Source organism: Pseudomonas sp. JE3303 (assembly GCF_056312565.1).
Map to the genome: position 1 here is coordinate 138,658 of NZ_JBWGIF010000004.1, position 20,193 is coordinate 158,850.

Here is a 20,193-nt window from a genome sequence, read left to right on the forward strand (position 1 = left end):
TAAATTAATTCCGTCGCTTACGGTTTTACGGGGTCATTCGCTCGGCGGCACGTAGCCTTCGGCCTTCTCGAACGCTTCGCCCGAGAAGAACTTGTCCATCTCGCCCTGGAGGAATTTACGGTCTTCGGCGTTCATCATGTTCAGCCGCTTCTCGTTGATGAGCATGGTCTGCTCCTTCTGCCAGTCGGCCCAGGCCTTCTGCGAGATGTGTTCGTAGATGTCCTGGCCCTTGGCGCCCGGGTAGGGCGGGCGCTCAAGGCCTGGGAGCTGTTCGTTGTATTTGCGGCACAGTACGGTGCGGGTCATCGGGACTCTCCTGCAATCAATTCGTCGGCCGCGCGTTTGAGGAGCTTCTTGACCGGGGCGGCGAGGCCCAGGCGCGGCGGGGTGGCGAGGTTATACCAGAGCCAGTCGGGCTCGGCCACGTGATCGCCGAGGGGGTCGACGCGCACGAGCCAGGGCTCGATGGCGAGCTGGAAATGGCTGAAGGTATGGGTAAGGCCATCCAGGGCGTGACTGCCCGCAAGGCGCACGCCGTGCTGGCAGGCGAGGTCGTCGAGCTGGTCCAGGCTGTCGAGCTCGGGCAGGCTCCACAAACCGCCCCAGAGGCCGCTCGAAGGACGCCGGTAAAGCAGGATGGCGCCTTCGTGGTTGGCCAGCAAAGGCATCAGCGTGCGTTTCTGCGGCAACACCTTGCGCGGCTTGGGCACCGGGTAGCGGGTCTCAAGACCGAGCATGTGCGCTTCACAACCGCTTTGCAGCGGGCAGAGCAGGCAGCTCGGCTTGCTGCGGGTGCAGAGGGTCGCGCCCAGGTCCATCATCGCCTGGGTATAGTGGTTGGCGCGCGAGTGCGGTGTGTAGCGCTCGGCGTTGGCCCACAGGACATTGGCCACCTTGGGCTCGCCAGGGTAGCCCTCCTGGGCCGTATAGCGTGCGAGCACGCGCTTGACGTTGCCATCGAGGATCGGCGCGCGGATGCCCATGCTGATGCTGGCCACTGCGCCTGCGGTGGAGCGGCCGATGCCGGGAAGCTCGGTCAACTGCTCGACGCTGCGGGGGAATTCGCCGCCATGCTGCTCGACGACGATCTTCGCGGCCTTGTGCAGGTTGCGGGCACGGGTGTAGTAACCCAGGCCCGTCCACAGGTGGAGCACTTCGTCCTCGGGCGCTGCGGCCAGCGCCTGCACGGTCGGCAGGGCTTGCATGAAGCGGTCGAAGTAGTTGAGCACGGTACTGACCTGGGTCTGCTGCAACATGATTTCAGAGACCCACACCCGATACGGGGTGATGCCCTGTTGCCAGGGCAGGTCGTGGCGGCCGTGCCGGTCATACCAGTCCAGCACTGCGCTGGAGAACTGCTCGGGACTCATCGCTTGAACAGCCCCTTGAGCGCGTCCTTGAGCTCGGGACTGACCTTGTCACCCAGCTTTTCGTCGATCTTCTCGTCAAGTTTCTCACTGATGCGGTTGCCGGCAAGCTTGGCCGCGACCTTGCCCAGGCCTTCCTGGTCAAGACGGCATGCCTTGGCGCCCAGCTCCAGAGGCCCGCGGCAGCGTAGCGGCAGCTCGACGCCGACATAGCGCTCGTTGACCTGGCAGGCCGGGTCGGGCATATCGCGCTTGTCGCCTTCGACCTCCGCGCCGACGCGGTAGTCCATGCCTAGCACACGCAGGTCGACATCGCCGTTGCCGTTGACCGCCAGGCCCGGAATACGAGCCTTGAGGTCGGGGTTGCTGGCTACGCCATTACGGATCACCAGGCTGCCCTTGAGCTCTTCGAAGGGGGTGTCCTTGCCGCGTGGCTCGCCGCTCAGTTGCTTGCGGTTGAGCGTAGCGATGGCCTGGCACAGCTGCTGTTCGAGGTTGGCATTGACCAGCACGCCATTGTTGATGGTGAAGCTCGCCGTGCCGTTGAGCGTGTCGATCAGGGCTTTCTGGCTGTTGCCGGTGGCGGTCAGTGCGCTGGACAGGGTCAGCAGGCCTTTGACCGGCGGGGCCTGGGTGGCGTCATCGCTCTTGATGAAGTGCTCGACCGGCACCCGGTTGATCGCCGTGGTCACGCCAAGCTGCGGCACCGCGGGGCGGACATCGAGGTTGCCGTGGGCTTCGAAAGTGCCGTTGTAGAGACCGCCGCGCAGGGTTTCAAGGGTGATCAGGCCGTCCTTGCCCTGGGCCTTCAGAGTCGCGTCGATGATCGGCAGCTTGGTGAGAGTCAGCGCGCCAAAGCTCACATCGGCCTGCAGGTCGAGCTGGCGCAGACGGTCGACCGGCAGCAGCTTGTCGCTGCTCCACGCTACCTGGGTCGGCGCGGTCGGCAGCGGAGGGTTGCTCGGGGCGGCGCTGGCACTGGCTTCCTGCTGCTTGACTTCGGCCTGACGCGCAGCGGCGGCGCCCTTGGCTTCTTCGCTCTTGGCGAGCAGGTAGCGATCGGCGTCGAACGTGTCGCCCTTGAGCTGAATGCGCAGGGCTTGCTTGGCGAAGTCCTCGATGGCGATACGACCACTGAATGTGCTGTCGTCGATCTTCGCTGCCAGGTCCTCCAGCGCCAGGCTGTTGCGGGTGCCTTGCAGGCGGCTGACCAGCTCGACCTTGCCTAGCGCGGCAGGGTCGGCAGTGGCGGGCAGCGGGTGGCCAATGCTGTCGAGGAAATTGCGCAGGTCGAACTGGGCGATCGACAGGCCACCGCTGAGCTGCGGCGCCTTGTCCAGGTCACGCAGGCTCAGCTCGCCAAGGGCGCGCAACTGATTTGCAGAGACCTTCAGTCCGTTCCATTCGGCGACATTCGCCGCCATGTCGACCAGCAGCTGGCCTTGGGCGGCGAAGGTCATGGTCTTGTCTGCCAATGGCTCGCCAGAGGCCTCGCCGGTCAGGCGCATGTCCTCGAAGTTGTAGCGCTTGAGCTTGCGGTCAAAGCGCAGCTGGCCGTTGAGCTCGGTGCGTGCGCGCACGCTCGGCTGGCCGACAGTGAAGAAGGCCGTCATCTTCAGCGGGATGTTGCTGCCTTCGTGCACGGCGCCGGTGCTGAGCTGGATGCTCTCGGCGCTCAGGCTCTGTCCGGTCTTGGCGTCGGTGTACTGCACACGGGCGTTGTTTACGGTGAGGCTGTCGATGTCCAGCTTGACCGAGCGCTCGCTGGCAGTGCTTTCCGTGGCCTGGCCCTGGGAGACATCGGCCTCGGGGGTGGCCGGCGTGCCATCGGGGTTCTGGGCCGGCAGCGGCTTGCCGATGTCTTCCCAGTTGCCATGACCGTTTTCGTCGCGGTTCAGCACCAGGTTCAGCCCTTCGACGCGCACATCGCTCATCTGCACTTCACGGCGCAGCAGCGGCAGCACGCGCACCGACAGGCCAAGCATCTGCAGGTCGGCGAAGGGAGCCTGTGGATTGTTCAGGGTAGCGACGCTGGCCTCGTGCAGCTCCAGGCCCAGCCAGGGGAAGAGGCTCCAGCCGATATCGCCATTGAGGGTCAGCTCGACGTGTGCCTTGTCGCGCGCCAGCTGGCGGATTTCGTCTTTGTAGTCGTTGGGATCGAATAGGTGGGTCAGGGCGAAGCCCAGAGCCACGATGATCAGCAACAACCCGAGAAGCCCTAGCCCCAGGATTTTGCCGAACGCTTTCATGGGCGAGTCCTTGTAGTCCGATTCAAAAATTCAGCGGCAGAGTATAGCGCCGCGAGGTTGTCCGCTGAGTACCCGCAGAGCGCTTTGGTTACATGCGGCGGGAAATATGCTCAGAGCCTTGGGTAAAAAATCGACAGTATCAAAATGCTTCCATCGGCCTCGGCAAGTGCTAATCTTGCGCCGCTTTTGGAGCGACTGCGGCCTATTGTCGCGGATTTTGCCGAGAACGGCCGGGTTCAAGCCTGCGTGCGCCCACAAGAGCCGGGTATCAGATCCAGGGCTCCGCCTACACCTACAAAGGATAAATTCGAATGAACAGCAGTATCACGGCGGGGGCCGTCGCGACAGCGCCTGGCTTCCTGTCGAAGGAGCGCATCATCGCCCGGCCGGGCTTCAATCGTTGGCTGGTACCGCCGGCAGCCCTGGCCATTCACCTGTGCATCGGCATGGCCTACGGATTCTCGGTGTTCTGGTTGCCGCTTTCCCAGGCAATCGGCATTACGTCACCAGTGGCCTGCGCGCCTGACATGGGCTTCATCGCTCGCCTGTTCAGCGCGGACTGCGACTGGCAGATCTCCATGCTGAGCTGGATCTACACGCTGTTCTTCGTCTTCCTTGGCTGCTCGGCCGCGGTACTTGGCGGATGGCTGGAACATGCCGGTCCCCGCAAGGCGGGCCTGGTATCGGCGCTGTGCTGGTGCGGCGGCCTGCTGATCTCGGCGCTTGGGGTGTATACCCATCAGCTGTGGCTGATGTGGCTGGGCTCGGGGGTGATCGGGGGGATCGGCCTGGGGCTGGGCTACATCTCGCCGGTGTCGACGCTGATCAAGTGGTTCCCGGACAAGCGCGGCATGGCGACCGGCATGGCAATTATGGGCTTCGGCGGCGGAGCCATGGTGGGCGCACCGCTGGCCACTGCGCTGATGGGGCACTTCTCGAGCGCTGGTGAAGTCGGCGTGTGGCAGAGCTTCGTGGTAATGGCGCTGATCTACTTCGTGTTCATGACCGGTGGCGCCCTGGCCTATCGCGTGCCGCCTACCGGCTGGAAGCCCGAGGGCTGGACGCCTGCGGTGAAGAAGGCCAACACCATGATCACCAGCCGTCACGTGCATGTCAGCGTTGCGTGGAAAACCCCGCAGTTCGCGCTGATCTGGCTGGTGCTGTGCCTCAATGTCTCGGCGGGTATCGGCATCCTCGGCATGGCTTCGCCGCTGCTGCAGGAAGTGTTCGCCGGCAAGCTGCTGGGCAACGAGCTCAGCTTCAGCGAACTGAACGCCACGCAGTTGGGGCAGATCGCCGCGATTGCCGCCGGCTTCACCGGGTTGCTCAGCCTGTTCAATATCGGCGGGCGGTTCTTCTGGGCGTCGTTCTCGGACTATATCGGACGCAAGAACACCTACTTCGCCTTCTTCGCCCTGGGCGTGGCGCTGTATTCGCTGGTGCCGAACATGGGCCATCTGGGCAATGTGGCGCTGTTCGTCGCGGCGTTCTGCATCATCCTGTCGATGTACGGTGGTGGTTTCGCCACGGTGCCGGCCTACCTGGCCGACCTGTTCGGTACGCAGATGGTCGGTGCGATCCATGGCCGCCTGTTGACCGCATGGGCCGCGGCTGGCGTGCTCGGCCCGGTGCTGATCACCTATCTGCGCGAGTACCAACTGGCGCTGGGCGTCGAACGGGCAGCGGCCTACGACATCACGCTGTATATCCTGGCCGGCCTGCTGGTGCTGGGCTTCATCTGCAACGCCCTGGTGCGTCCGGTGGCGGACAAGCACTTCATGACCGATGCGGAGCTGGCGGCCGAGCGCGCCCTGAGCCATGACAAGGGTGCCGATGGCAGCCAGTCGCTGGAATGGAAAGCGGCGCCGGGCAGCGTGCCACTGGCGGTCGCGGCCTGGCTGGCGGTGGGCATCCCGCTGGCATGGGGGATCTGGGTGACGCTGCAGAAGACGGCGGTGTTGTTCCATTGATCTGAAGGGCCCCGCATCCCACGGGGGATGGGGGGTCACACACACAATTTCGCTGCCATGTGTCATCCGCGTTTCAAGCCGGGCGGTTCTGGGCCTATAATGATGCCCTTTCGCCCAATGATTTTGCGGAGCTCGTGATGGTCGAACGTAAGGCTTCCGTCGAGCGCAATACCCTGGAAACCCAGGTCAAGGCCTCGATCAACCTGGATGGCACTGGCAAGGCCCGATTTGATATCGGTGTTCCTTTCCTCGAACACATGCTCGACCAGATCGCCCGGCACGGGCTCATCGATCTGGACATCGAGTGCAAGGGCGACCTGCACATCGACGATCACCATACCGTCGAAGACGTCGGTATCACCCTTGGCCAGGCATTCGCCCAGGCCATCGGCGACAAGAAGGGCATCTTCCGCTACGGCCACGCCTACGTCCCGCTGGACGAAGCGCTGTCGCGCGTGGTCATCGACTTCTCCGGCCGTCCCGGCCTGCAGATGCACGTGCCCTATACCCGCGCCTCGGTCGGCGGCTTCGATGTCGACCTGTTCCAGGAATTCTTCCAGGGCTTCGTCAACCATGCCCTGGTGTCCCTGCACATCGACAACCTGCGCGGGCACAACACCCACCACCAGATCGAGACGGTGTTCAAGGCCTTCGGCCGCGCCCTGCGCATGGCCGTCGAGCGCGACGAGCGCATGGCCGGGCAGATGCCTTCGACCAAGGGTTGCCTGTAATGCAGACGGTAGCCGTCATCGATTACGGCATGGGCAACCTGCACTCGGTCGCCAAGGCCCTGGAGCACGTGGGCGCCGGCAATGTGCTGGTGACCAGCGACGCGTCCGTCATCCGCGAGGCTGACCGCGTGGTGTTTCCCGGGGTGGGCGCGATCCGCGACTGCATGGCCGAAATCCGCCGCCTGGGCTTCGATAGCCTGGTGCGCGAGGTCAGCCAGGACCGTCCGTTCCTCGGCATCTGCGTAGGCATGCAGGCGCTGCTGGACCACAGCGAGGAAAACGACGGTGTCGATTGCATCGGCCTGTTTCCTGGCCAGGTGAAGTTCTTCGGCAAGGATCTCAGGGAAGACGGTGAGCACCTCAAGGTGCCGCACATGGGCTGGAACGAAGTCGCCCGCGCCGTCGACCACCCGCTGTGGCACGACATCCCCGACCGCGCGCGTTTCTACTTCGTGCACAGCTACTACATCAATGCCGGCAAGCCGGGCCAGGTAGTCGGGCGCGGTCACTATGGCGTCGACTTCGCGGCGGCATTGGCCGAGGGCTCGCGTTTCGCGGTGCAGTTCCACCCTGAGAAGAGCCATGCCCATGGCCTGCAATTGCTGCAGAACTTCATCGCCTGGGACGGGCGCTGGTGATGAGCCGGTCGAGGACCAAGGCCCCCGTCATCACGCTGGCCCCCGAGCAGGAGCGCGAGGCGCTCGATACCTTGAAGCGGTTTCTCGAAGACCGCTTCGAGCTGCAACTGGGCTCGTTCGAGGTGGCCGAGGTGCTCGATGTGTTCAGCAAGGACATTGCACCGCATTACTACAACAGGGCGATTTCCGATGTTCAGCTGCACCTCAAGGAGCGGTTCGAGAGCATCGAAAGCGACCTGTGGGCGCTCGAGAAGCCCTGACTTCCCGAGCATCGCAGCTTACCGATTAGACAGGTTCAGAAGATGCTGATTATCCCCGCTATCGATCTCAAGGACGGTGCCTGCGTGCGCCTGCGCCAAGGCCGCATGGAAGATTCCACGGTATTTTCCGATGACCCGGTGAGCATGGCCGCCAAGTGGGTCGAGGGAGGCTGCCGCCGCCTGCACCTGGTCGACCTCAACGGCGCCTTCGAAGGCCAGCCGGTCAACGGCGAAGTGGTCACCGCCATCGCCAAGCGCTATCCCACCCTGCCGATCCAGATCGGTGGCGGTATCCGCTCGCTCGAGACCATCGAGCACTACGTCAAGGCTGGCGTCAGCTACGTGATCATCGGCACCAAGGCGGTGAAGGAGCCGGAGTTCGTTGCCGAAGCCTGCCGTGCGTTCCCCGGCAAGGTCATCGTTGGCCTGGATGCCAAGGACGGCTTCGTCGCCACCGATGGCTGGGCTGAAGTCAGCTCGGTGCAGGTCATTGACCTGGCCAAGCGCTTCGAGGCCGATGGCGTCTCGGCGATCGTCTACACCGACATCGCCAAGGACGGCATGATGCAAGGCTGCAACGTGCCCTTCACCAAGGCCCTGGCCGAAGCTACGCGCATCCCGGTGATCGCCTCCGGCGGCATCCACAACCTGGGTGACATCAAGGCCCTGCTGGATGCCAAGGCGCCTGGCATCGTCGGTGCAATCACCGGCCGGGCGATCTACGAAGGCACCCTGGACGTCGCCGAGGCCCAGGCCTTCTGCGATACCTACAAAGGCTGAGGACACTCGCATGGCGCTGGCAAAACGCATCATCCCTTGCCTGGACGTGGACAACGGCCGGGTGGTCAAGGGCGTCAAGTTCGAGAACATCCGCGACGCTGGCGACCCGGTGGAAATCGCCCGGCGCTATGACGAGCAGGGTGCCGACGAGATCACCTTCCTCGACATCACGGCCAGCGTCGATGGCCGTGACACCACCCTGCACACCGTCGAGCGCATGGCCAGCCAGGTGTTCATCCCGCTGACCGTGGGCGGTGGCGTGCGTACCGTGCAAGACATCCGCAACCTGCTCAACGCGGGTGCCGACAAGGTCTCGATCAACACGGCCGCGGTGTTCAATCCGGAGTTCGTGGGTGAAGCCGCCGACCGTTTCGGGTCGCAGTGCATCGTGGTCGCCATCGATGCGAAGAAAGTCTCGGCGCCAGGTGAAGAGCCGCGCTGGGAAATCTTCACTCACGGTGGCCGCAAGCCGACCGGCCTCGATGCCGTGGAATGGGCGCGGAAAATGGAAGGCCTGGGCGCGGGTGAGATCCTGCTCACCAGCATGGACCAGGATGGCATGAAGAATGGGTTCGACCTGGGTGTCACCCGGGCGATCAGTGATGCCCTGGGGATCCCGGTGATCGCGTCGGGCGGCGTGGGTAACCTGCAGCACCTGGCGGACGGTATCCTGGAAGGGCATGCCAGCGCTGTGCTGGCGGCCAGTATCTTCCACTTCGGCGAATACACCGTGCCAGAGGCCAAGGCCTACATGGCGCAGCGCGGTATCGTGGTCCGCTGAAAATAGAGCGGGGGGCGCAATGCCCCCCACTGGCTCACCCGTGGTTCTTGCCCAGCAACGCGTGATACAGCTCGCTGTCGCCCAGAATTCCCACCACTGAATTCCCTTCCTGCAACACCAGCTTGTGCCCTGTCTGATACCTGATCTGCAGCGCATCGCGCATGCCGATGTCGGCATTCACCAGGGTTGGCTTGCGGCCCAGGGTTTCCACGGCCTGCCCCGGCGCCCAGTTCTGCAGGTCCAGGCCGTTGATGCCCTGGCGAGCACCTTTGATGGTGTTGCCTTCAGCCAGATCGATCCACGAATCACCGCCCGGATCCAGGCACACGGAACCGTTGATACGCTTGCACTGGTCCAGGGTGCGCATCAGGCTTCGCCCGCACAAGACATTGAGCGGGTTGGTATGCGCGACGAACGTACGTACGTACTCGTCGGCGGGATTGAGCACGATCTCCTCGGGCTTGCTGTACTGGATGATCCGCCCGTCCTTCATGATCGCGATGCGGCTTCCCAGCTTCAGAGCCTCGTCCAGGTCGTGACTGACGAATACGATGGTCTTGTTCAGCTTGCGCTGCAGCTCCAGCAGCTCGTCCTGAAGGCCCTGGCGGATCAGTGGGTCGAGGGCCGAGAAGGGTTCGTCCATCAGCAGGATATCGGCGTCCATCGCCAGCGCACGGGCCAGGCCCACGCGCTGCTGCATGCCGCCCGAAAGCTCGTCGGGCTTTTTATTGCGCCACTGGGTCAGGCCTACCAGTTCAAGCTTCTCGTCGACTAGCTTGCGACGTTCCTTTTCAGGCCGCCCCTGCATTTCCAGGCCGAAGCTGATGTTCTCGCGCACGGTCAGCCACGGCATCAGGGCAAACTTCTGGAACACCATGGCGATGCGCTTGGTGCGCATCATCTTCAGCTCGGCCGGGGTGCAATGGGCCACGTCGATGTACGCGCCTTCGTGCTCCACGTGCAGCTTGCCGCGGCTGACGGTGTTGAGGCCATTGATGCAGCGCAGCAGGCTCGACTTGCCCGAGCCCGACAGGCCCATCAGCACGCAGATCTCGCCCTTGTTGATGTCCAGGTTGGCTTTTTCAACGCCCACCACCAGCCCGGTCTTCTTCAGGATCTGCTCGCGGGTCATGCCCTGGTCGAGCAGGCTCAAGGCCTCGCGTGGGCGGTTGGAGAAGATGACGTCTACGTCTTCGAAGCGAATGATGCTCATGCTTCACCCCTTACCTGAACTTCGGGTTGCTTGCAGATACGGTCGAGCATGATCGCCAGCAGCACGATCGCCAGGCCAGCTTCGAAGCCCAGGGCGATATCAGCGGTGTTCAGTGCGTTGACCACGGGTTTGCCCAGGCCGTCGGCGCCTACCAGGGCGGCGATCACCACCATCGACAGTGACAGCATGATGCATTGGGTCACGCCGGCGGCGATGCTCGGCATGGCGTGCGGCAGTTCGATACGCGACAGCAGCTGGCGGCGCGAGCAGCCGAAGGCCTTGCCGGCATCCAGCAGCTCTTGCGGCACGTCGCAGATACCCAGGTACGTCAGGCGGATCGGCGCGGCGATGGCGAACACCACCGTCGAGATCAGCCCCGGCACCACCCCCAGGCCGAACAGGGTCAGGGTAGGGATCAGGTAGACGAAGGTGGGCACGGTCTGCATCAGGTCGAGCACCGGGCGCATGGCGGTATAGAACATCGGCTTGTGAGCGGCGACGATGCCCAGCGGCACGCCGATCGCCACGCAGACAAAGGTTGCGAACATCACCTGGGCGAGGGTTTCCATCGTCTCCTGCCAGTAGCCCAGGTTGTAGATCAGTAGAAAGGAGAGGGCGCAGAACGCTGTCAGCGCCCACTTGCGCTGGATGAAGTGAGCGAGCGCGGCAATCAAGGCGGTCAGCACGAACGGGTTGAACCAGGTCAGCGCCCCGGTCACCGCATGAATCATGAACTCCAGCCCTTGGGCGATAGCGTCGAAGTACTCGGCGCCGTTCTGCGTCAACCAGTCGACAAAGGCCGCAATGTATTGGCCTAGTGGTATTTTTTGATCGATAAGCATGATAGCGAGCTTCCACCTGCAAAGATTGAAGTCAGCCCGGGGCGGGCACGGTCCTGCCCCGGCGCGTGCTTGCGGCTACTGCGTCAACTTGGCCTTGGCCGCCTCCAGCCCCGGTTTGCCATCCACGGTCGTTACCCCGGCAAGCCAGGTGTCCAGTACCTGCGGGTTCTTCTTGAGCCATGCCTCGGCGGCGGCATCGGGTTTCATCTTGTCGTCCAGCACGTTGCCCATCAGGGTGCTTTCCATGTCCAGCGTGAACGACAGGTTTTTCAGCAACTGGCCAACGTTGCTGCACTCCTGGGCATAGCCCTTGCGGGTGTTGGTCAGGACAGTCGCCTTGCCGAAGTCCGGGCCGAAGAAGTCATCGCCGCCGGACAGGTACTGTATCTTGAAGCGCTTGTTCATCGGGTGGGGTTCCCAGCCGAGGAACACCACATCGGTCCCACGACGGGCCGCCCGGTCGACCTGCGAAAGCATCCCCGCCTCGCTGGACTCGACGATCTTGAAACCCGCGTCCTTGAGGCCAAAGGCGTTCTTGTCGATCATGTTCTGGATGGTGCGGTTGCCGTCGTTGCCAGGCTCGATGCCGTAGATCTTGCCGTCGAGCTCCTTCTTGAACCTGGGAATGTCGGCGAAGCTTTTCAGGCCCTTGTCGTACAAGGCCTGGGGCACGGCGAGGGTGTACTTGGCGTTTTCCAGGTTGGCGCGCACGGTCTCGACGGTTCCCGCATCGCGGTACTGCTTGATGTCGTTTTCCATGGTCGGCATCCAGTTGCCGAGGAACACGTCCATGTTCTTGCCGTCGGCCAGCGACTTGTACGTCACCGGTACCGAGATCATGGTGGTGCGGGTCTTGTAGCCGAGTGCTTCGAGGACAACGCTGGTCACGGCGGTGGTCACAGTGATATCGGTCCAACCGACGTCTGAAAAATTGACCGTGTGGCACTGCTCGGGTTCTGCAGCCTGAGCCAGTAGCGGCGCACTCAGGAGTGCGGCCAGCAACAGCGAGGGTGAACCTTTCATGGATGGACTCCTTGGATTTTTTTTCGGATGTCCCGGGGCCGCCGTGCTTTATGAGATGCATCGGTCGGCGGATCCTGCCGGGCAGCAGGATCGGGGCCGTGCAATCGAGTCGCTTTCGATCATCCACCAGCGCTGGGCAAACGCATACGGGGTGGGTCGTATCCAGTACAGGACGGGTCGCATCCAGCGTAGGCGATGTCGCATACAGGTTTTTCCACCCGCCTGGAGCAGCTTTTGCGGCCCACTGCTGCATGAAAACGGCGCTGGGAGGGCCATTTGACTGCGGCGTAGGCGGACAAAAGTACGTCGGTTGCAGACGTCGGGTGCGCTGGCAAAAGCCCGATGATGCGTGCATTCGCGGCGGACTGCTTTTTTAGCCTAGCAGTTGCGCCATCCCCCGCCGCAGGCGGGGCGACAAGCCCAACAAGAGGTGATTTGACAATGGCCATCAGCGTGTTCGACCTGTTCAAGATCGGTGTCGGGCCTTCCAGTTCCCATACCGTCGGCCCCATGCGCGCCGCCGCCCTTTTTGTCCAGGGACTGCGCGAGCGGGGCGAGCTGGAGCAGGTCCGGCGCATCGAGGTGCGCCTGTACGGCTCGCTCTCCGCGACCGGCGTCGGCCATGGCAGCGACAATGCCGTGATCATGGGGCTGATGGGCGAATGGCCAGACTCCATCGACCCTTCACTGATCACGCCACGTATCGCGGACCTGTGGGAAACCGACACGTTGCTGCTCGATGGGCGCCTGCCGGTGAACTTCGTCTGGACCCGCGACATGCTCCTGCTGGAAGAGAACCTGCCCTACCATCCCAACGCCATGACCTTGGTCGCCTTTGGCGAGCAGGACGCGCTGCACAGCGACACCTACTACTCGGTCGGCGGCGGCTTCGTGGTCGATGCCGCCCAGGCCGCGAGCGGCGTGCTGGATGCCGACAGCACCGTGCTGCCCTACGATTTCAGCAGCGCCGCCGAGCTGCTGCGCCTGTGCAAGAAAAACGACCTGCGCGTGGCGCAATTGATGATGGAAAACGAGAAGGTCTGGCGCAGCGAGCAGGAAATCCGCGCCGGCCTGCTCAAGCTCTGGAAGGCGATGCAGGAGTGCGTCGAAAACGGCCTCAAGTACGAGGGCATTCTGCCCGGGGGGTTGAACGTGCGCCGCCGCGCGGCCAAGTTGCACCGCAGCCTGCAGGAGCTGGGCAAGCCCAACGTGATCGGCTCGACCCTGAGCGCCATGGAGTGGGTCAACCTGTTCGCCCTGGCGGTCAACGAGGAAAACGCCGCAGGCGGGCGCATGGTTACCGCGCCGACCAATGGCGCCGCCGGAATCATCCCTGCAGTGCTGCACTACTACATGCGCTTCAGCGACGAGGTGTCCGAGGACCACGTGGTGGACTTTTTCCTCAGCGCGGCGGCGGTCGGCATCCTGTGCAAGAAGAACGCGTCCATCTCGGGTGCCGAGGTGGGTTGCCAGGGCGAGGTCGGTTCGGCCTGCGCAATGGCGGCGGCTGGGCTGGCCGAAATTCTCGGTGCTACCCCCGAGCAACTGGAAAACGCCGCCGAAATCGGCCTTGAGCACAACCTGGGCCTGACCTGCGATCCGGTCGGCGGCCTGGTGCAGGTGCCCTGCATCGAGCGCAACGCGATCGCCGCGGTCAAGGCGATCAATGCCGTGCAGATGGCCCTGCGCGGCGATGGCGAACATTTCATCTCCCTCGACCAGGTGATCCGCACCATGCGTGATACCGGTGCCGACATGCACGACAAGTACAAGGAAACCTCGCGCGGCGGCCTCGCGGTCAGCGTGATCGAGTGCTGATCGCTGCGCTGTTTTAGTCCCTTCCTGGCCGGCGTGCCTACTTATGGCGCGTCGGTTTCAAAAGTGTCCTCGGTGCGACACTGCGGCTGTCGGTGACACTCATGGATGTCGTTTCTGGACATCCTCCCAGAAGTGATACCGATTTGCTCAGCACGGATGTGCAGATGCCCTGGCACGCTTGTTTCACATTGCTTCTAAGCTAAGACCAATTGTCCTACAAAACAGCCCTGCGGCGTCGTTTCTGGATTTAGTTGGACGGACATTCAATTTCAGGCATGGCGATTGCTCCGAAATTGGCAAAGCCCCTGCATACGAATCGGGGCCATGACAACAACAGTGCCCGCCTGAGGCACACCCTGCATTGTGTGAGGAGAAACCGCGATGACGTCGTACACCTCCGGGCCCCAGTCCCAGAACCGCACAGCACCCCAGTCCATCGGGTTTCTCCTGCTGGATAACTTCACCCTGATCTCCCTCGCGTCGGCCGTCGAGCCACTGCGCATGGCCAACCAGTTGTCGGGCCGCGAGCTGTATCGCTGGCATACCCTGACCGTCGATGGCGGCCAGGTCTGGGCCAGTGATGGCCTGCAGATCACCCCCGACGCGGCCATGCACAGCTCACCGCCGATAGACACGGTCATTGTCTGTGGCGGCGTGGGTATCCAGCGCACCGTCACCCGTGAGCATGTCACCTGGCTGCAGAGCCAGGCGCGCCAGTCGCGCCGCCTGGGCGCGGTGTGCACCGGCAGCTGGGCGCTGGCATGCGCCGGCTTGCTCGACGGGTTCGATTGCAGCGTGCACTGGGAATGCCTGGCGTCGATGCAAGAGGCCTTCCCGCGGGTGAGCATGAGCACGCGCCTGTTCACCCTGGACCGCAACCGCTTCACCAGCTCCGGCGGTACCGCGCCACTGGACATGATGCTGCACCTGATCAGCCGTGATCATGGCCGCGAACTGTCGGCGGCAATCTCCGAAATGTTTGTCTACGAGCGCATCCGCAACGAGCAGGATCACCAGCGCGTGCCGCTCAAGCACATGCTTGGCACCAACCAGCCGAAGCTGCAGGAAATCGTTGCGTTGATGGAAGCCAACCTTGAAGAGCCGATCGACCTGGACGAGCTGGCGGTGTACGTCTCCGTGTCCCGGCGCCAGCTCGAGCGGTTGTTCCAGAAATACCTGCATTGCTCGCCGTCGCGCTACTACCTGAAGCTGCGCCTGATCCGCGCCCGGCAGTTGCTCAAGCAGACCCCGATGTCGATCATCGAAGTGGCATCGGTGTGCGGCTTTGTCTCGACCCCGCACTTCTCCAAGTGCTACCGCGAGTACTTCGGCATTCCGCCGCGCGATGAGCGCGTGGGTTCCAACACTGCCCAGCAAGTCGCAATGATGCCGATTCCGCAGGCCATGGTGCTGTCGCCGCACAGCGGGCCGCTGGCGTCGCTGAGCCAGGCGCGCAACGAGTCGACATTCGCCAGCGTACGGCTTTGAGAAACCGTGCGGAAGCGGCCTCGTGCCGCTCCCGCCAGGGCAGCTTCAGCCGCGCTTGATATACTGCACCAGCGCCGGCAGCAGCTGCTGGTCGATCGCCTGGCGCACGGCTGGCAAGATGGTCGCGCTGCCGCCGTACATCTGCTCCACCATCCCCCGCAACGCCTTGGCCCGGGGCTCGCTCAGGCCGCGCACGGCGCACTCGCAAGCCTGCTCGGCGGTGGCGCCGGCCGGCATCTCGAAGCCCAGGGCGCGCAGGTGGCCCACCAGGTCTTCCTGATCAATCAAATCCGCATGCATCATGGTTGTAGTCCTTGTTTGCTGCCGTGATCGTCAGCCGATTCTGTGACCAACCACTAACCCCCGCAACAACAGAATGCCGCCATGGCTGCTTTGGCTAAGAACACGTCGTTTTCGGCTAAATCCCCGGGCCGGGAAGCCTGCAAACTGGAGTCATTCACAGCTTCCAGGGTTTGGTCACCCTTCTCTCGCCAGTGGATGTTGCTCGCTCTTGGCCCCGGTAGCTCACGGCTTCCCGGGGTTATTTTTTGCCCGCGAAAAGGACGCCGCCGACTCTACTGCTGCCCTATGGACTGCAGGTACTCGGAACGGTCATCGCTGCGCTGCGCCACGCACAGGTTCCAGGCTGCTTCAAACGCCTTGGTCCCCGTCTTCTCGGCATAGGTCTCGACCTTGCAGTCGGCATCGCGCAACTGGGTCCACATTTTCTCGGCAGCCTGCAGACGCCCCGTCAGGTCATTCACCTTCTCACCTTCATCCGGGTACTGGTCGCGAATCCGCTGCACCAGCTCATCGAACGCGGCAGCCAGCTCGCGTTCGGCGGTCTGGCGGCTGAAGGCAGCGCAAGCCTGGCTCTGCTGGTCGGTGTCGACGTTGTCGCAAGGCGTGCTTTCTTCCTCGCCGGCGTGAACCCCAAGCGCCACAGCCATCAGCGCCAGCCATGCCATTGATTTCATCGGTAATCTCCTTGTCCGGATGACGAATCGGGCGATTCTCCCTCAGCCTCGCCCTGGGCGGTAGCCATGTGACGAAAATGTCATCAAGGCGCCGAAAAAGCCGTTGTCGAGACTCGCTCTCATTGCCAGGACCCGCGCCAGAGCGTGCCGTGTCGCTCCTTGACGCTTTCGGCAAGCCCCTTGTCGTTTTTGCATCTGGGCCCCCCGGCGCGGGGGCATATGCTGGCCCCAAAGCGCTGGCACAACGTTCGGCGCGTCCAGATCAACAAAAGGGGACAGCCTGATGAGCCCAGCCGAATTACACGCCGACAGCATCGTCATCGATGGTCTGATCATCGCCAAGTGGAACCGCGAGCTGTTCGAAGACATGCGCAAGGGCGGCCTCACTGCGGCCAATTGCACGGTGTCGGTATGGGAGGGCTTCAAGGCTACTGTCGACCAGATCGCCGCCAGCCAGAAGCTGATCCGCGAGAACAGCGACCTGGTGATGCCGGTGCGCACCACCGCGGACATCCGCAAGGCCAAGGAACTGGGCAAGACCGGCATCCTCTTCGGCTTCCAGAACGCCCATGCCTTCGAGGACCAGATCGCCTACGTCGATGTGTTCAAGCAGCTGGGCGTGGGCATCGTGCAGATGTGCTACAACACCCAGAACCTGGTGGGCACCGGCTGCTACGAGCGTGACGGTGGGTTGTCGGGCTTCGGTCGCGAGATCGTCGCCGAAATGAACCGCGTCGGCGTCATGTGCGACCTGTCCCACGTCGGCTCCAAGACCTCAGAGGAAGTCATCCTCGAATCGAAAAAACCGGTGTGCTACTCCCACTGCCTGCCGCTGGGCCTGAAGGAGCACCCACGCAACAAGTCCGACGAAGAGCTGAAATTCATCGCCGACCACGGCGGCTTCGTTGGCGTGACCATGTTCGCGCCGTTCCTGGCCAAGGGCATCGACTCGACCATCGACGACTACGCCGAGGCCATCGAGTACACCATGAACCTGGTCGGCGAGGACTCCATCGGCATCGGCACCGACTTCACCCAGGGCCATGGCCAGGAATTCTTCGAATACCTGACCCATGACAAGGGCTACGCCCGCCGCCTGACCAGCTTCGGCAAGATCATCAACCCACTGGGCATCCGCACCGTGGGCGAGTTCCCGAACCTCACCGAGACGCTGCTCAAGCGCGGCCACAGCGAACGCGTGGTGCGCAAGATCATGGGCGAGAACTGGGTGAACATTCTCAAGGATGTGTGGGGCGAATAAGCCGCTCTCCAAGCCTGTCAGCCCCGCGCCATCGTGCCGGGGCCATCAATCAAAATAATTCTGGAGTTGAGTTTCCATGGCTAAGATCGCCCCGCAATTGCCCATCGAAGTCGACAGCGAGACCGGTATCTGGACCTCCGATGCCCTGCCGATGCTGTACGTGCCGCGGCACTTCTTCGTCAACAACCACATCGGCATCGAGGAAGTGCTGGGTGCCGACGCCTACGCCGAGATCCTCTACAAGGCCGGCTACAAATCGGCCTGGCACTGGTGCGAGAAAGAAGCCGAGTGCCACGGCCTGGAAGGCGTCGCGGTGTTCGAGCACTACATGAAGCGCCTGTCGCAGCGCGGCTGGGGCCTGTTCAAGATCCAGGACATCGACCTCGACAAGGGCACCGCCAGCGTCAAGCTCGAGCACTCGGCGTTCGTGTATGTGTACGGCAAGGTCGGGCGCAAGGTCGACTACATGTTCACCGGCTGGTTCGCCGGTGCCATGGACCAGATCCTGGCAGCCCGTGGCAGTTCGATCCGTACCGTGGCCGAGCAGGTCTACGGTGGTTCGGAAGAAGGCCACGACGACGGCCTGTTCATCGTCAAGCCGCAGTAAGCCGGAGTACGCGTCATGGCATTCGAAGCGATGTTCCAGCCGATCCAGATCGGCAAACTCACCATCCGTAACCGCGTGCTCAGTACCGCGCACGCCGAGGTCTACGCCACCGACGGCGGCATGACCACCGACCGCTACGTGAAGTACTACGAGGAAAAGGCCAAGGGCGGTATCGGCCTGGCGATCTGCGGCGGCTCCTCGGTGGTGGCCATCGACAGCCCGCAAGAGTGGTGGGCATCGGTCAACCTGTCGACCGACCGTATCATCCCGCACTTCCAGAACCTGGCTGACGCGATGCACAAGCATGGCGCCAAGATCATGATCCAGATTACCCACATGGGCCGGCGCTCGCGCTGGGACGGCTTCAACTGGCCGACCCTGATGTCGCCTTCTGGCATCCGCGAACCCGTGCACCGTGCCACCTGCAAGACCATCGAGGTCGAGGAGATCTGGCGAGTCATCGGCAACTACGCCCAGGCTGCACGCCGGGCCAAGGAAGGCGGCCTGGACGGCATCGAGCTGTCGGCCGTGCACCAGCACATGATCGACCAGTTCTGGAGCCCGCGCGTCAACAAGCGTACCGACGAATGGGGCGGCAGCTTCGAAGGCCGCATGAAGTTCGGCATGGAAGTGCTCAAGGCGGTGCGCGCCGAGGTCGGCGACGATTTCTGCGTGGGCATGCGTATCTGTGGTGACGAGTTCCACCCCGATGGCCTGAGCCACGAGGACATGAAGGAGATCGCCAAGTACTACGACGCCACCGGCATGCTCGATTTCTTCGGCGTGATCGGCTCCGGGTGCGACACCCACAACACCCTGGCCAACGTCATCCCGAACATGAGCTACCCGCCGGAGCCGTTCCTGCACCTGGCGGCCGGTATCAAGGAAGTGGTCAAGGTCCCGGTGCTGCATGCGCAGAACATCAAGGACCCGAACCAGGCCCAGCGCATTCTGGAAGGCGGCTATGTGGACATGGTCGGCATGACCCGTGCGCACATCGCCGACCCGCACCTGATCGCCAAGATCAAGATGGGCCAGGTCGACCAGATCAAGCAGTGCGTCGGCGCCAACTACTGCATCGACCGTCAATACCAGGGCCTGGATGTACTGTGCATCCAGAACGCCGCGACCTCCCGTGAATACATGGGCGTGCCGCACATCATCGAGAAGACCACCGGCGTGAAGCGCAAGGTGGTGGTGGTCGGCGCAGGTCCGGCCGGCATGGAGGCCGCGCGCGTGGCCGCCGAGCGTGGGCATGACGTGACTCTGTTCGAGAAAAAGGAACAGATCGGCGGGCAGATCACCACGGCCTCCAAGGCTCCGCAGCGCGACCAGATCGCCGGCATCACCCGCTGGTACCAGCTGGAGCTGGCGCGCCTGAAGGTCGACCTGCGCCTGGGCACCTCGGCAGATGCCGACACCATCATGGACCTGCGTCCCGATGTGGTCGTGCTGGCGGTGGGCGGGCATCCCTTCATCGAGCAGAACGAGCACTGGGGCGCCGCCGAAGGGCTGGTGGTCAGCAGCTGGGACGTGCTCGACGGCAAGGTCGCACCGGGCAAGAACGTGCTCGTCTACGACACCATCTGCGAGTTCACCGGCATGTCGGTGGCCGACTACATCGCCGACAAGGGCAGCCAGGTCGAGATCGTCACCGACGATATCAAGCCGGGCGTTGCGATAGGCGGGACCTCGTTCCCTACTTACTACCGCAGCATGTACCCCAAGGAAGTGATCATGACCGGCGACCTGATGCTGGAAAAGGTCTATCGCGAAGGCGACAAGCTGGTCGCGGTGCTGGAAAACGAATACACCGGTGCCAAGGAAGAACGCGTGGTCGACCAGGTGGTGATCGAGAACGGTGTGCGTCCCGACGAGGCGATCTACTACGCGCTCAAGGAAGGTTCGCGCAACAAGGGCCAGATCGATGTGGAGGCGCTGTTCGCCATCAAGCCGCAGCCGATCCTCAGCCAGCCGGGCGAAGGCTACCTGCTGTACCGCATCGGCGACTGCGTGGCCCAGCGCAATACCCATGCGGCGATCTACGACGCCTTGCGTCTGTGCAAGGATTTCTGATCGCACAGGCATGAACACCGCCCTTGAGGGCGGGACTGGCCCCCCTGTAGGAGCGGCCTTGTGTCGCGAAAGGGTCGCGAAGCGGCCCCTGGATCTGTGCAGCACCGCTGAC

Annotated in this window: 19 protein-coding genes; 11 read left to right on the top strand and 8 right to left on the bottom strand. The window is 63.2% G+C overall.

Annotation, left to right across the window (positions count from 1 at the left end):
* Positions 1–33: 33 nt before the first annotated feature.
* From AC0ZZU_RS07665 to AC0ZZU_RS07675, 3 genes are read right to left on the bottom strand one after another with little or no spacing between them, the layout of a single operon-like run.
* The gene (locus AC0ZZU_RS07665; RefSeq protein WP_158461202.1) at positions 34–306 is read right to left on the bottom strand and encodes an oxidative damage protection protein; all 273 of its coding nucleotides are present in this window, start codon (positions 304–306) and stop codon (positions 34–36) included.
* Positions 303–1,370, bottom strand: coding sequence for an A/G-specific adenine glycosylase (mutY, locus tag AC0ZZU_RS07670; RefSeq protein ID WP_476339907.1), 1,068 nt, complete (start codon positions 1,368–1,370; stop codon positions 303–305). Before mutY ends, AC0ZZU_RS07665 begins: the two co-directional genes overlap by 4 nt.
* The gene (locus AC0ZZU_RS07675) at positions 1,367–3,616 is read right to left on the bottom strand and encodes an AsmA family protein (RefSeq protein ID WP_476339908.1); all 2,250 of its coding nucleotides are present in this window, start codon (positions 3,614–3,616) and stop codon (positions 1,367–1,369) included. The genes mutY and AC0ZZU_RS07675 overlap by 4 nt, the downstream gene beginning before the upstream one ends.
* 311 nt (positions 3,617–3,927) lie before the next feature.
* On the opposite strand from AC0ZZU_RS07675, the gene AC0ZZU_RS07680 reads away from it, so the two are divergent.
* The 6 genes from AC0ZZU_RS07680 (at position 3,928) to hisF (ending at position 8,776) form a co-directional block, all read left to right on the top strand.
* On the top strand, positions 3,928–5,586 hold the full coding sequence (locus tag AC0ZZU_RS07680; RefSeq protein ID WP_476339909.1) for an OFA family MFS transporter: 1,659 nt from the start codon (positions 3,928–3,930) through the stop codon (positions 5,584–5,586).
* A gap of 137 nt (positions 5,587–5,723) precedes the next feature.
* A complete protein-coding gene (hisB, locus tag AC0ZZU_RS07685) occupies positions 5,724–6,317 on the top strand; it encodes an imidazoleglycerol-phosphate dehydratase HisB (RefSeq protein ID WP_476339910.1) in 594 nt (197 codons plus the stop codon).
* Positions 6,317–6,955, top strand: a complete 639-nt coding sequence (hisH, locus tag AC0ZZU_RS07690; RefSeq protein ID WP_476339911.1) for an imidazole glycerol phosphate synthase subunit HisH — start codon at positions 6,317–6,319, stop codon at positions 6,953–6,955. Before hisB ends, hisH begins: the two co-directional genes overlap by 1 nt.
* Positions 6,955–7,215, top strand: coding sequence for a DUF2164 domain-containing protein (locus tag AC0ZZU_RS07695; RefSeq protein WP_476339912.1), 261 nt, complete (start codon positions 6,955–6,957; stop codon positions 7,213–7,215). The genes hisH and AC0ZZU_RS07695 overlap by 1 nt, the downstream gene beginning before the upstream one ends.
* 42 nt (positions 7,216–7,257) lie before the next feature.
* Positions 7,258–7,995: a 1-(5-phosphoribosyl)-5-[(5-phosphoribosylamino)methylideneamino]imidazole-4-carboxamide isomerase gene (gene hisA, locus AC0ZZU_RS07700; protein WP_158461188.1), complete on the top strand. Its 738-nt coding sequence runs from the start codon at positions 7,258–7,260 to the stop codon at positions 7,993–7,995.
* 10 nt (positions 7,996–8,005) lie between these two features.
* Positions 8,006–8,776, top strand: coding sequence for an imidazole glycerol phosphate synthase subunit HisF (gene hisF, locus AC0ZZU_RS07705; protein ID WP_158461186.1), 771 nt, complete (start codon positions 8,006–8,008; stop codon positions 8,774–8,776).
* A gap of 34 nt (positions 8,777–8,810) precedes the next feature.
* Here the strand turns inward: hisF and choV are convergent, their stop codons facing one another.
* The 3 genes from choV to AC0ZZU_RS07720 all read right to left on the bottom strand — a co-directional run bounded on the left by choV (position 8,811) and on the right by AC0ZZU_RS07720 (position 11,854).
* Positions 8,811–9,989 carry a choline ABC transporter ATP-binding protein gene (choV, locus tag AC0ZZU_RS07710; protein WP_476339913.1) on the bottom strand — a complete coding sequence of 393 codons (1,179 nt, stop codon included), beginning with the start codon at positions 9,987–9,989 and terminating at the stop codon, positions 8,811–8,813.
* The gene (gene choW / locus AC0ZZU_RS07715) at positions 9,986–10,834 is read right to left on the bottom strand and encodes a choline ABC transporter permease subunit (protein ID WP_476340039.1); all 849 of its coding nucleotides are present in this window, start codon (positions 10,832–10,834) and stop codon (positions 9,986–9,988) included. Before choW ends, choV begins: the two co-directional genes overlap by 4 nt.
* Before the next feature lie 72 nt (positions 10,835–10,906).
* Complete coding sequence (locus AC0ZZU_RS07720; protein WP_476339914.1) at positions 10,907–11,854, bottom strand: choline ABC transporter substrate-binding protein; 948 nt, start codon at positions 11,852–11,854, stop codon at positions 10,907–10,909.
* Between the two features lie 441 nt (positions 11,855–12,295).
* On the opposite strand from AC0ZZU_RS07720, the gene AC0ZZU_RS07725 reads away from it, so the two are divergent.
* Both AC0ZZU_RS07725 and gbdR read left to right on the top strand, forming a co-directional pair.
* A complete protein-coding gene (locus AC0ZZU_RS07725; RefSeq protein WP_476339915.1) occupies positions 12,296–13,672 on the top strand; it encodes an L-serine ammonia-lyase in 1,377 nt (458 codons plus the stop codon).
* Positions 13,673–14,053: 381 nt separating this feature from the next.
* Positions 14,054–15,160, top strand: coding sequence for a choline metabolism transcriptional regulator GbdR (gbdR, locus tag AC0ZZU_RS07730; protein ID WP_476339916.1), 1,107 nt, complete (start codon positions 14,054–14,056; stop codon positions 15,158–15,160).
* A gap of 45 nt (positions 15,161–15,205) precedes the next feature.
* Here the strand turns inward: gbdR and AC0ZZU_RS07735 are convergent, their stop codons facing one another.
* Together AC0ZZU_RS07735 and AC0ZZU_RS07740 are read right to left on the bottom strand one after the other, a co-directional pair.
* The gene (locus AC0ZZU_RS07735; protein ID WP_324120957.1) at positions 15,206–15,463 is read right to left on the bottom strand and encodes a hypothetical protein; all 258 of its coding nucleotides are present in this window, start codon (positions 15,461–15,463) and stop codon (positions 15,206–15,208) included.
* Positions 15,464–15,735: 272 nt separating this feature from the next.
* A complete protein-coding gene (locus AC0ZZU_RS07740) occupies positions 15,736–16,137 on the bottom strand; it encodes a lysozyme inhibitor LprI family protein (protein WP_476339917.1) in 402 nt (133 codons plus the stop codon).
* Positions 16,138–16,420: 283 nt separating this feature from the next.
* On the opposite strand from AC0ZZU_RS07740, the gene AC0ZZU_RS07745 reads away from it, so the two are divergent.
* The 3 genes from AC0ZZU_RS07745 (at position 16,421) to dgcA (ending at position 20,081) form a co-directional block, all read left to right on the top strand.
* Positions 16,421–17,398, top strand: coding sequence for a dipeptidase (locus tag AC0ZZU_RS07745; protein WP_476339918.1), 978 nt, complete (start codon positions 16,421–16,423; stop codon positions 17,396–17,398).
* A gap of 76 nt (positions 17,399–17,474) precedes the next feature.
* Positions 17,475–18,005 (top strand): DUF5943 domain-containing protein, encoded by a 531-nt coding sequence (locus AC0ZZU_RS07750; RefSeq protein ID WP_158461173.1) that lies wholly within the window; start codon positions 17,475–17,477, stop codon positions 18,003–18,005.
* A 15-nt stretch (positions 18,006–18,020) separates the two neighbouring features.
* Positions 18,021–20,081, top strand: a complete 2,061-nt coding sequence (dgcA, locus tag AC0ZZU_RS07755; protein ID WP_476339919.1) for a dimethylglycine demethylation protein DgcA — start codon at positions 18,021–18,023, stop codon at positions 20,079–20,081.
* Positions 20,082–20,193 lie beyond the last annotated feature (112 nt).

Excerpts from the sequence above, each read along its gene's own strand:
- hisF (WP_158461186.1), top strand. The coding sequence starts at position 8,006 with ATGGCGCTGGCAAAACGCATCATCCCTTGCCTGGACGTGGACAACGGC.
- mutY (WP_476339907.1), bottom strand. The coding sequence starts at position 1,370 with ATGAGTCCCGAGCAGTTCTCCAGCGCAGTGCTGGACTGGTATGACCGG.
- dgcA (WP_476339919.1), top strand. The coding sequence starts at position 18,021 with ATGGCATTCGAAGCGATGTTCCAGCCGATCCAGATCGGCAAACTCACC.
- AC0ZZU_RS07750 (WP_158461173.1), top strand. The coding sequence starts at position 17,475 with ATGGCTAAGATCGCCCCGCAATTGCCCATCGAAGTCGACAGCGAGACC.
- AC0ZZU_RS07675 (WP_476339908.1), bottom strand. The coding sequence starts at position 3,616 with ATGAAAGCGTTCGGCAAAATCCTGGGGCTAGGGCTTCTCGGGTTGTTG.
- AC0ZZU_RS07735 (WP_324120957.1), bottom strand. The coding sequence starts at position 15,463 with ATGATGCATGCGGATTTGATTGATCAGGAAGACCTGGTGGGCCACCTG.
- AC0ZZU_RS07725 (WP_476339915.1), top strand. The coding sequence starts at position 12,296 with ATGGCCATCAGCGTGTTCGACCTGTTCAAGATCGGTGTCGGGCCTTCC.
- AC0ZZU_RS07695 (WP_476339912.1), top strand. The coding sequence starts at position 6,955 with ATGAGCCGGTCGAGGACCAAGGCCCCCGTCATCACGCTGGCCCCCGAG.
- AC0ZZU_RS07740 (WP_476339917.1), bottom strand. The coding sequence starts at position 16,137 with ATGAAATCAATGGCATGGCTGGCGCTGATGGCTGTGGCGCTTGGGGTT.
- hisH (WP_476339911.1), top strand. The coding sequence starts at position 6,317 with ATGCAGACGGTAGCCGTCATCGATTACGGCATGGGCAACCTGCACTCG.
- hisA (WP_158461188.1), top strand. The coding sequence starts at position 7,258 with ATGCTGATTATCCCCGCTATCGATCTCAAGGACGGTGCCTGCGTGCGC.
- AC0ZZU_RS07680 (WP_476339909.1), top strand. The coding sequence starts at position 3,928 with ATGAACAGCAGTATCACGGCGGGGGCCGTCGCGACAGCGCCTGGCTTC.
- choV (WP_476339913.1), bottom strand. The coding sequence starts at position 9,989 with ATGAGCATCATTCGCTTCGAAGACGTAGACGTCATCTTCTCCAACCGC.
- AC0ZZU_RS07720 (WP_476339914.1), bottom strand. The coding sequence starts at position 11,854 with ATGAAAGGTTCACCCTCGCTGTTGCTGGCCGCACTCCTGAGTGCGCCG.
- hisB (WP_476339910.1), top strand. The coding sequence starts at position 5,724 with ATGGTCGAACGTAAGGCTTCCGTCGAGCGCAATACCCTGGAAACCCAG.
- AC0ZZU_RS07745 (WP_476339918.1), top strand. The coding sequence starts at position 16,421 with ATGAGCCCAGCCGAATTACACGCCGACAGCATCGTCATCGATGGTCTG.
- gbdR (WP_476339916.1), top strand. The coding sequence starts at position 14,054 with ATGACGTCGTACACCTCCGGGCCCCAGTCCCAGAACCGCACAGCACCC.
- AC0ZZU_RS07665 (WP_158461202.1), bottom strand. The coding sequence starts at position 306 with ATGACCCGCACCGTACTGTGCCGCAAATACAACGAACAGCTCCCAGGC.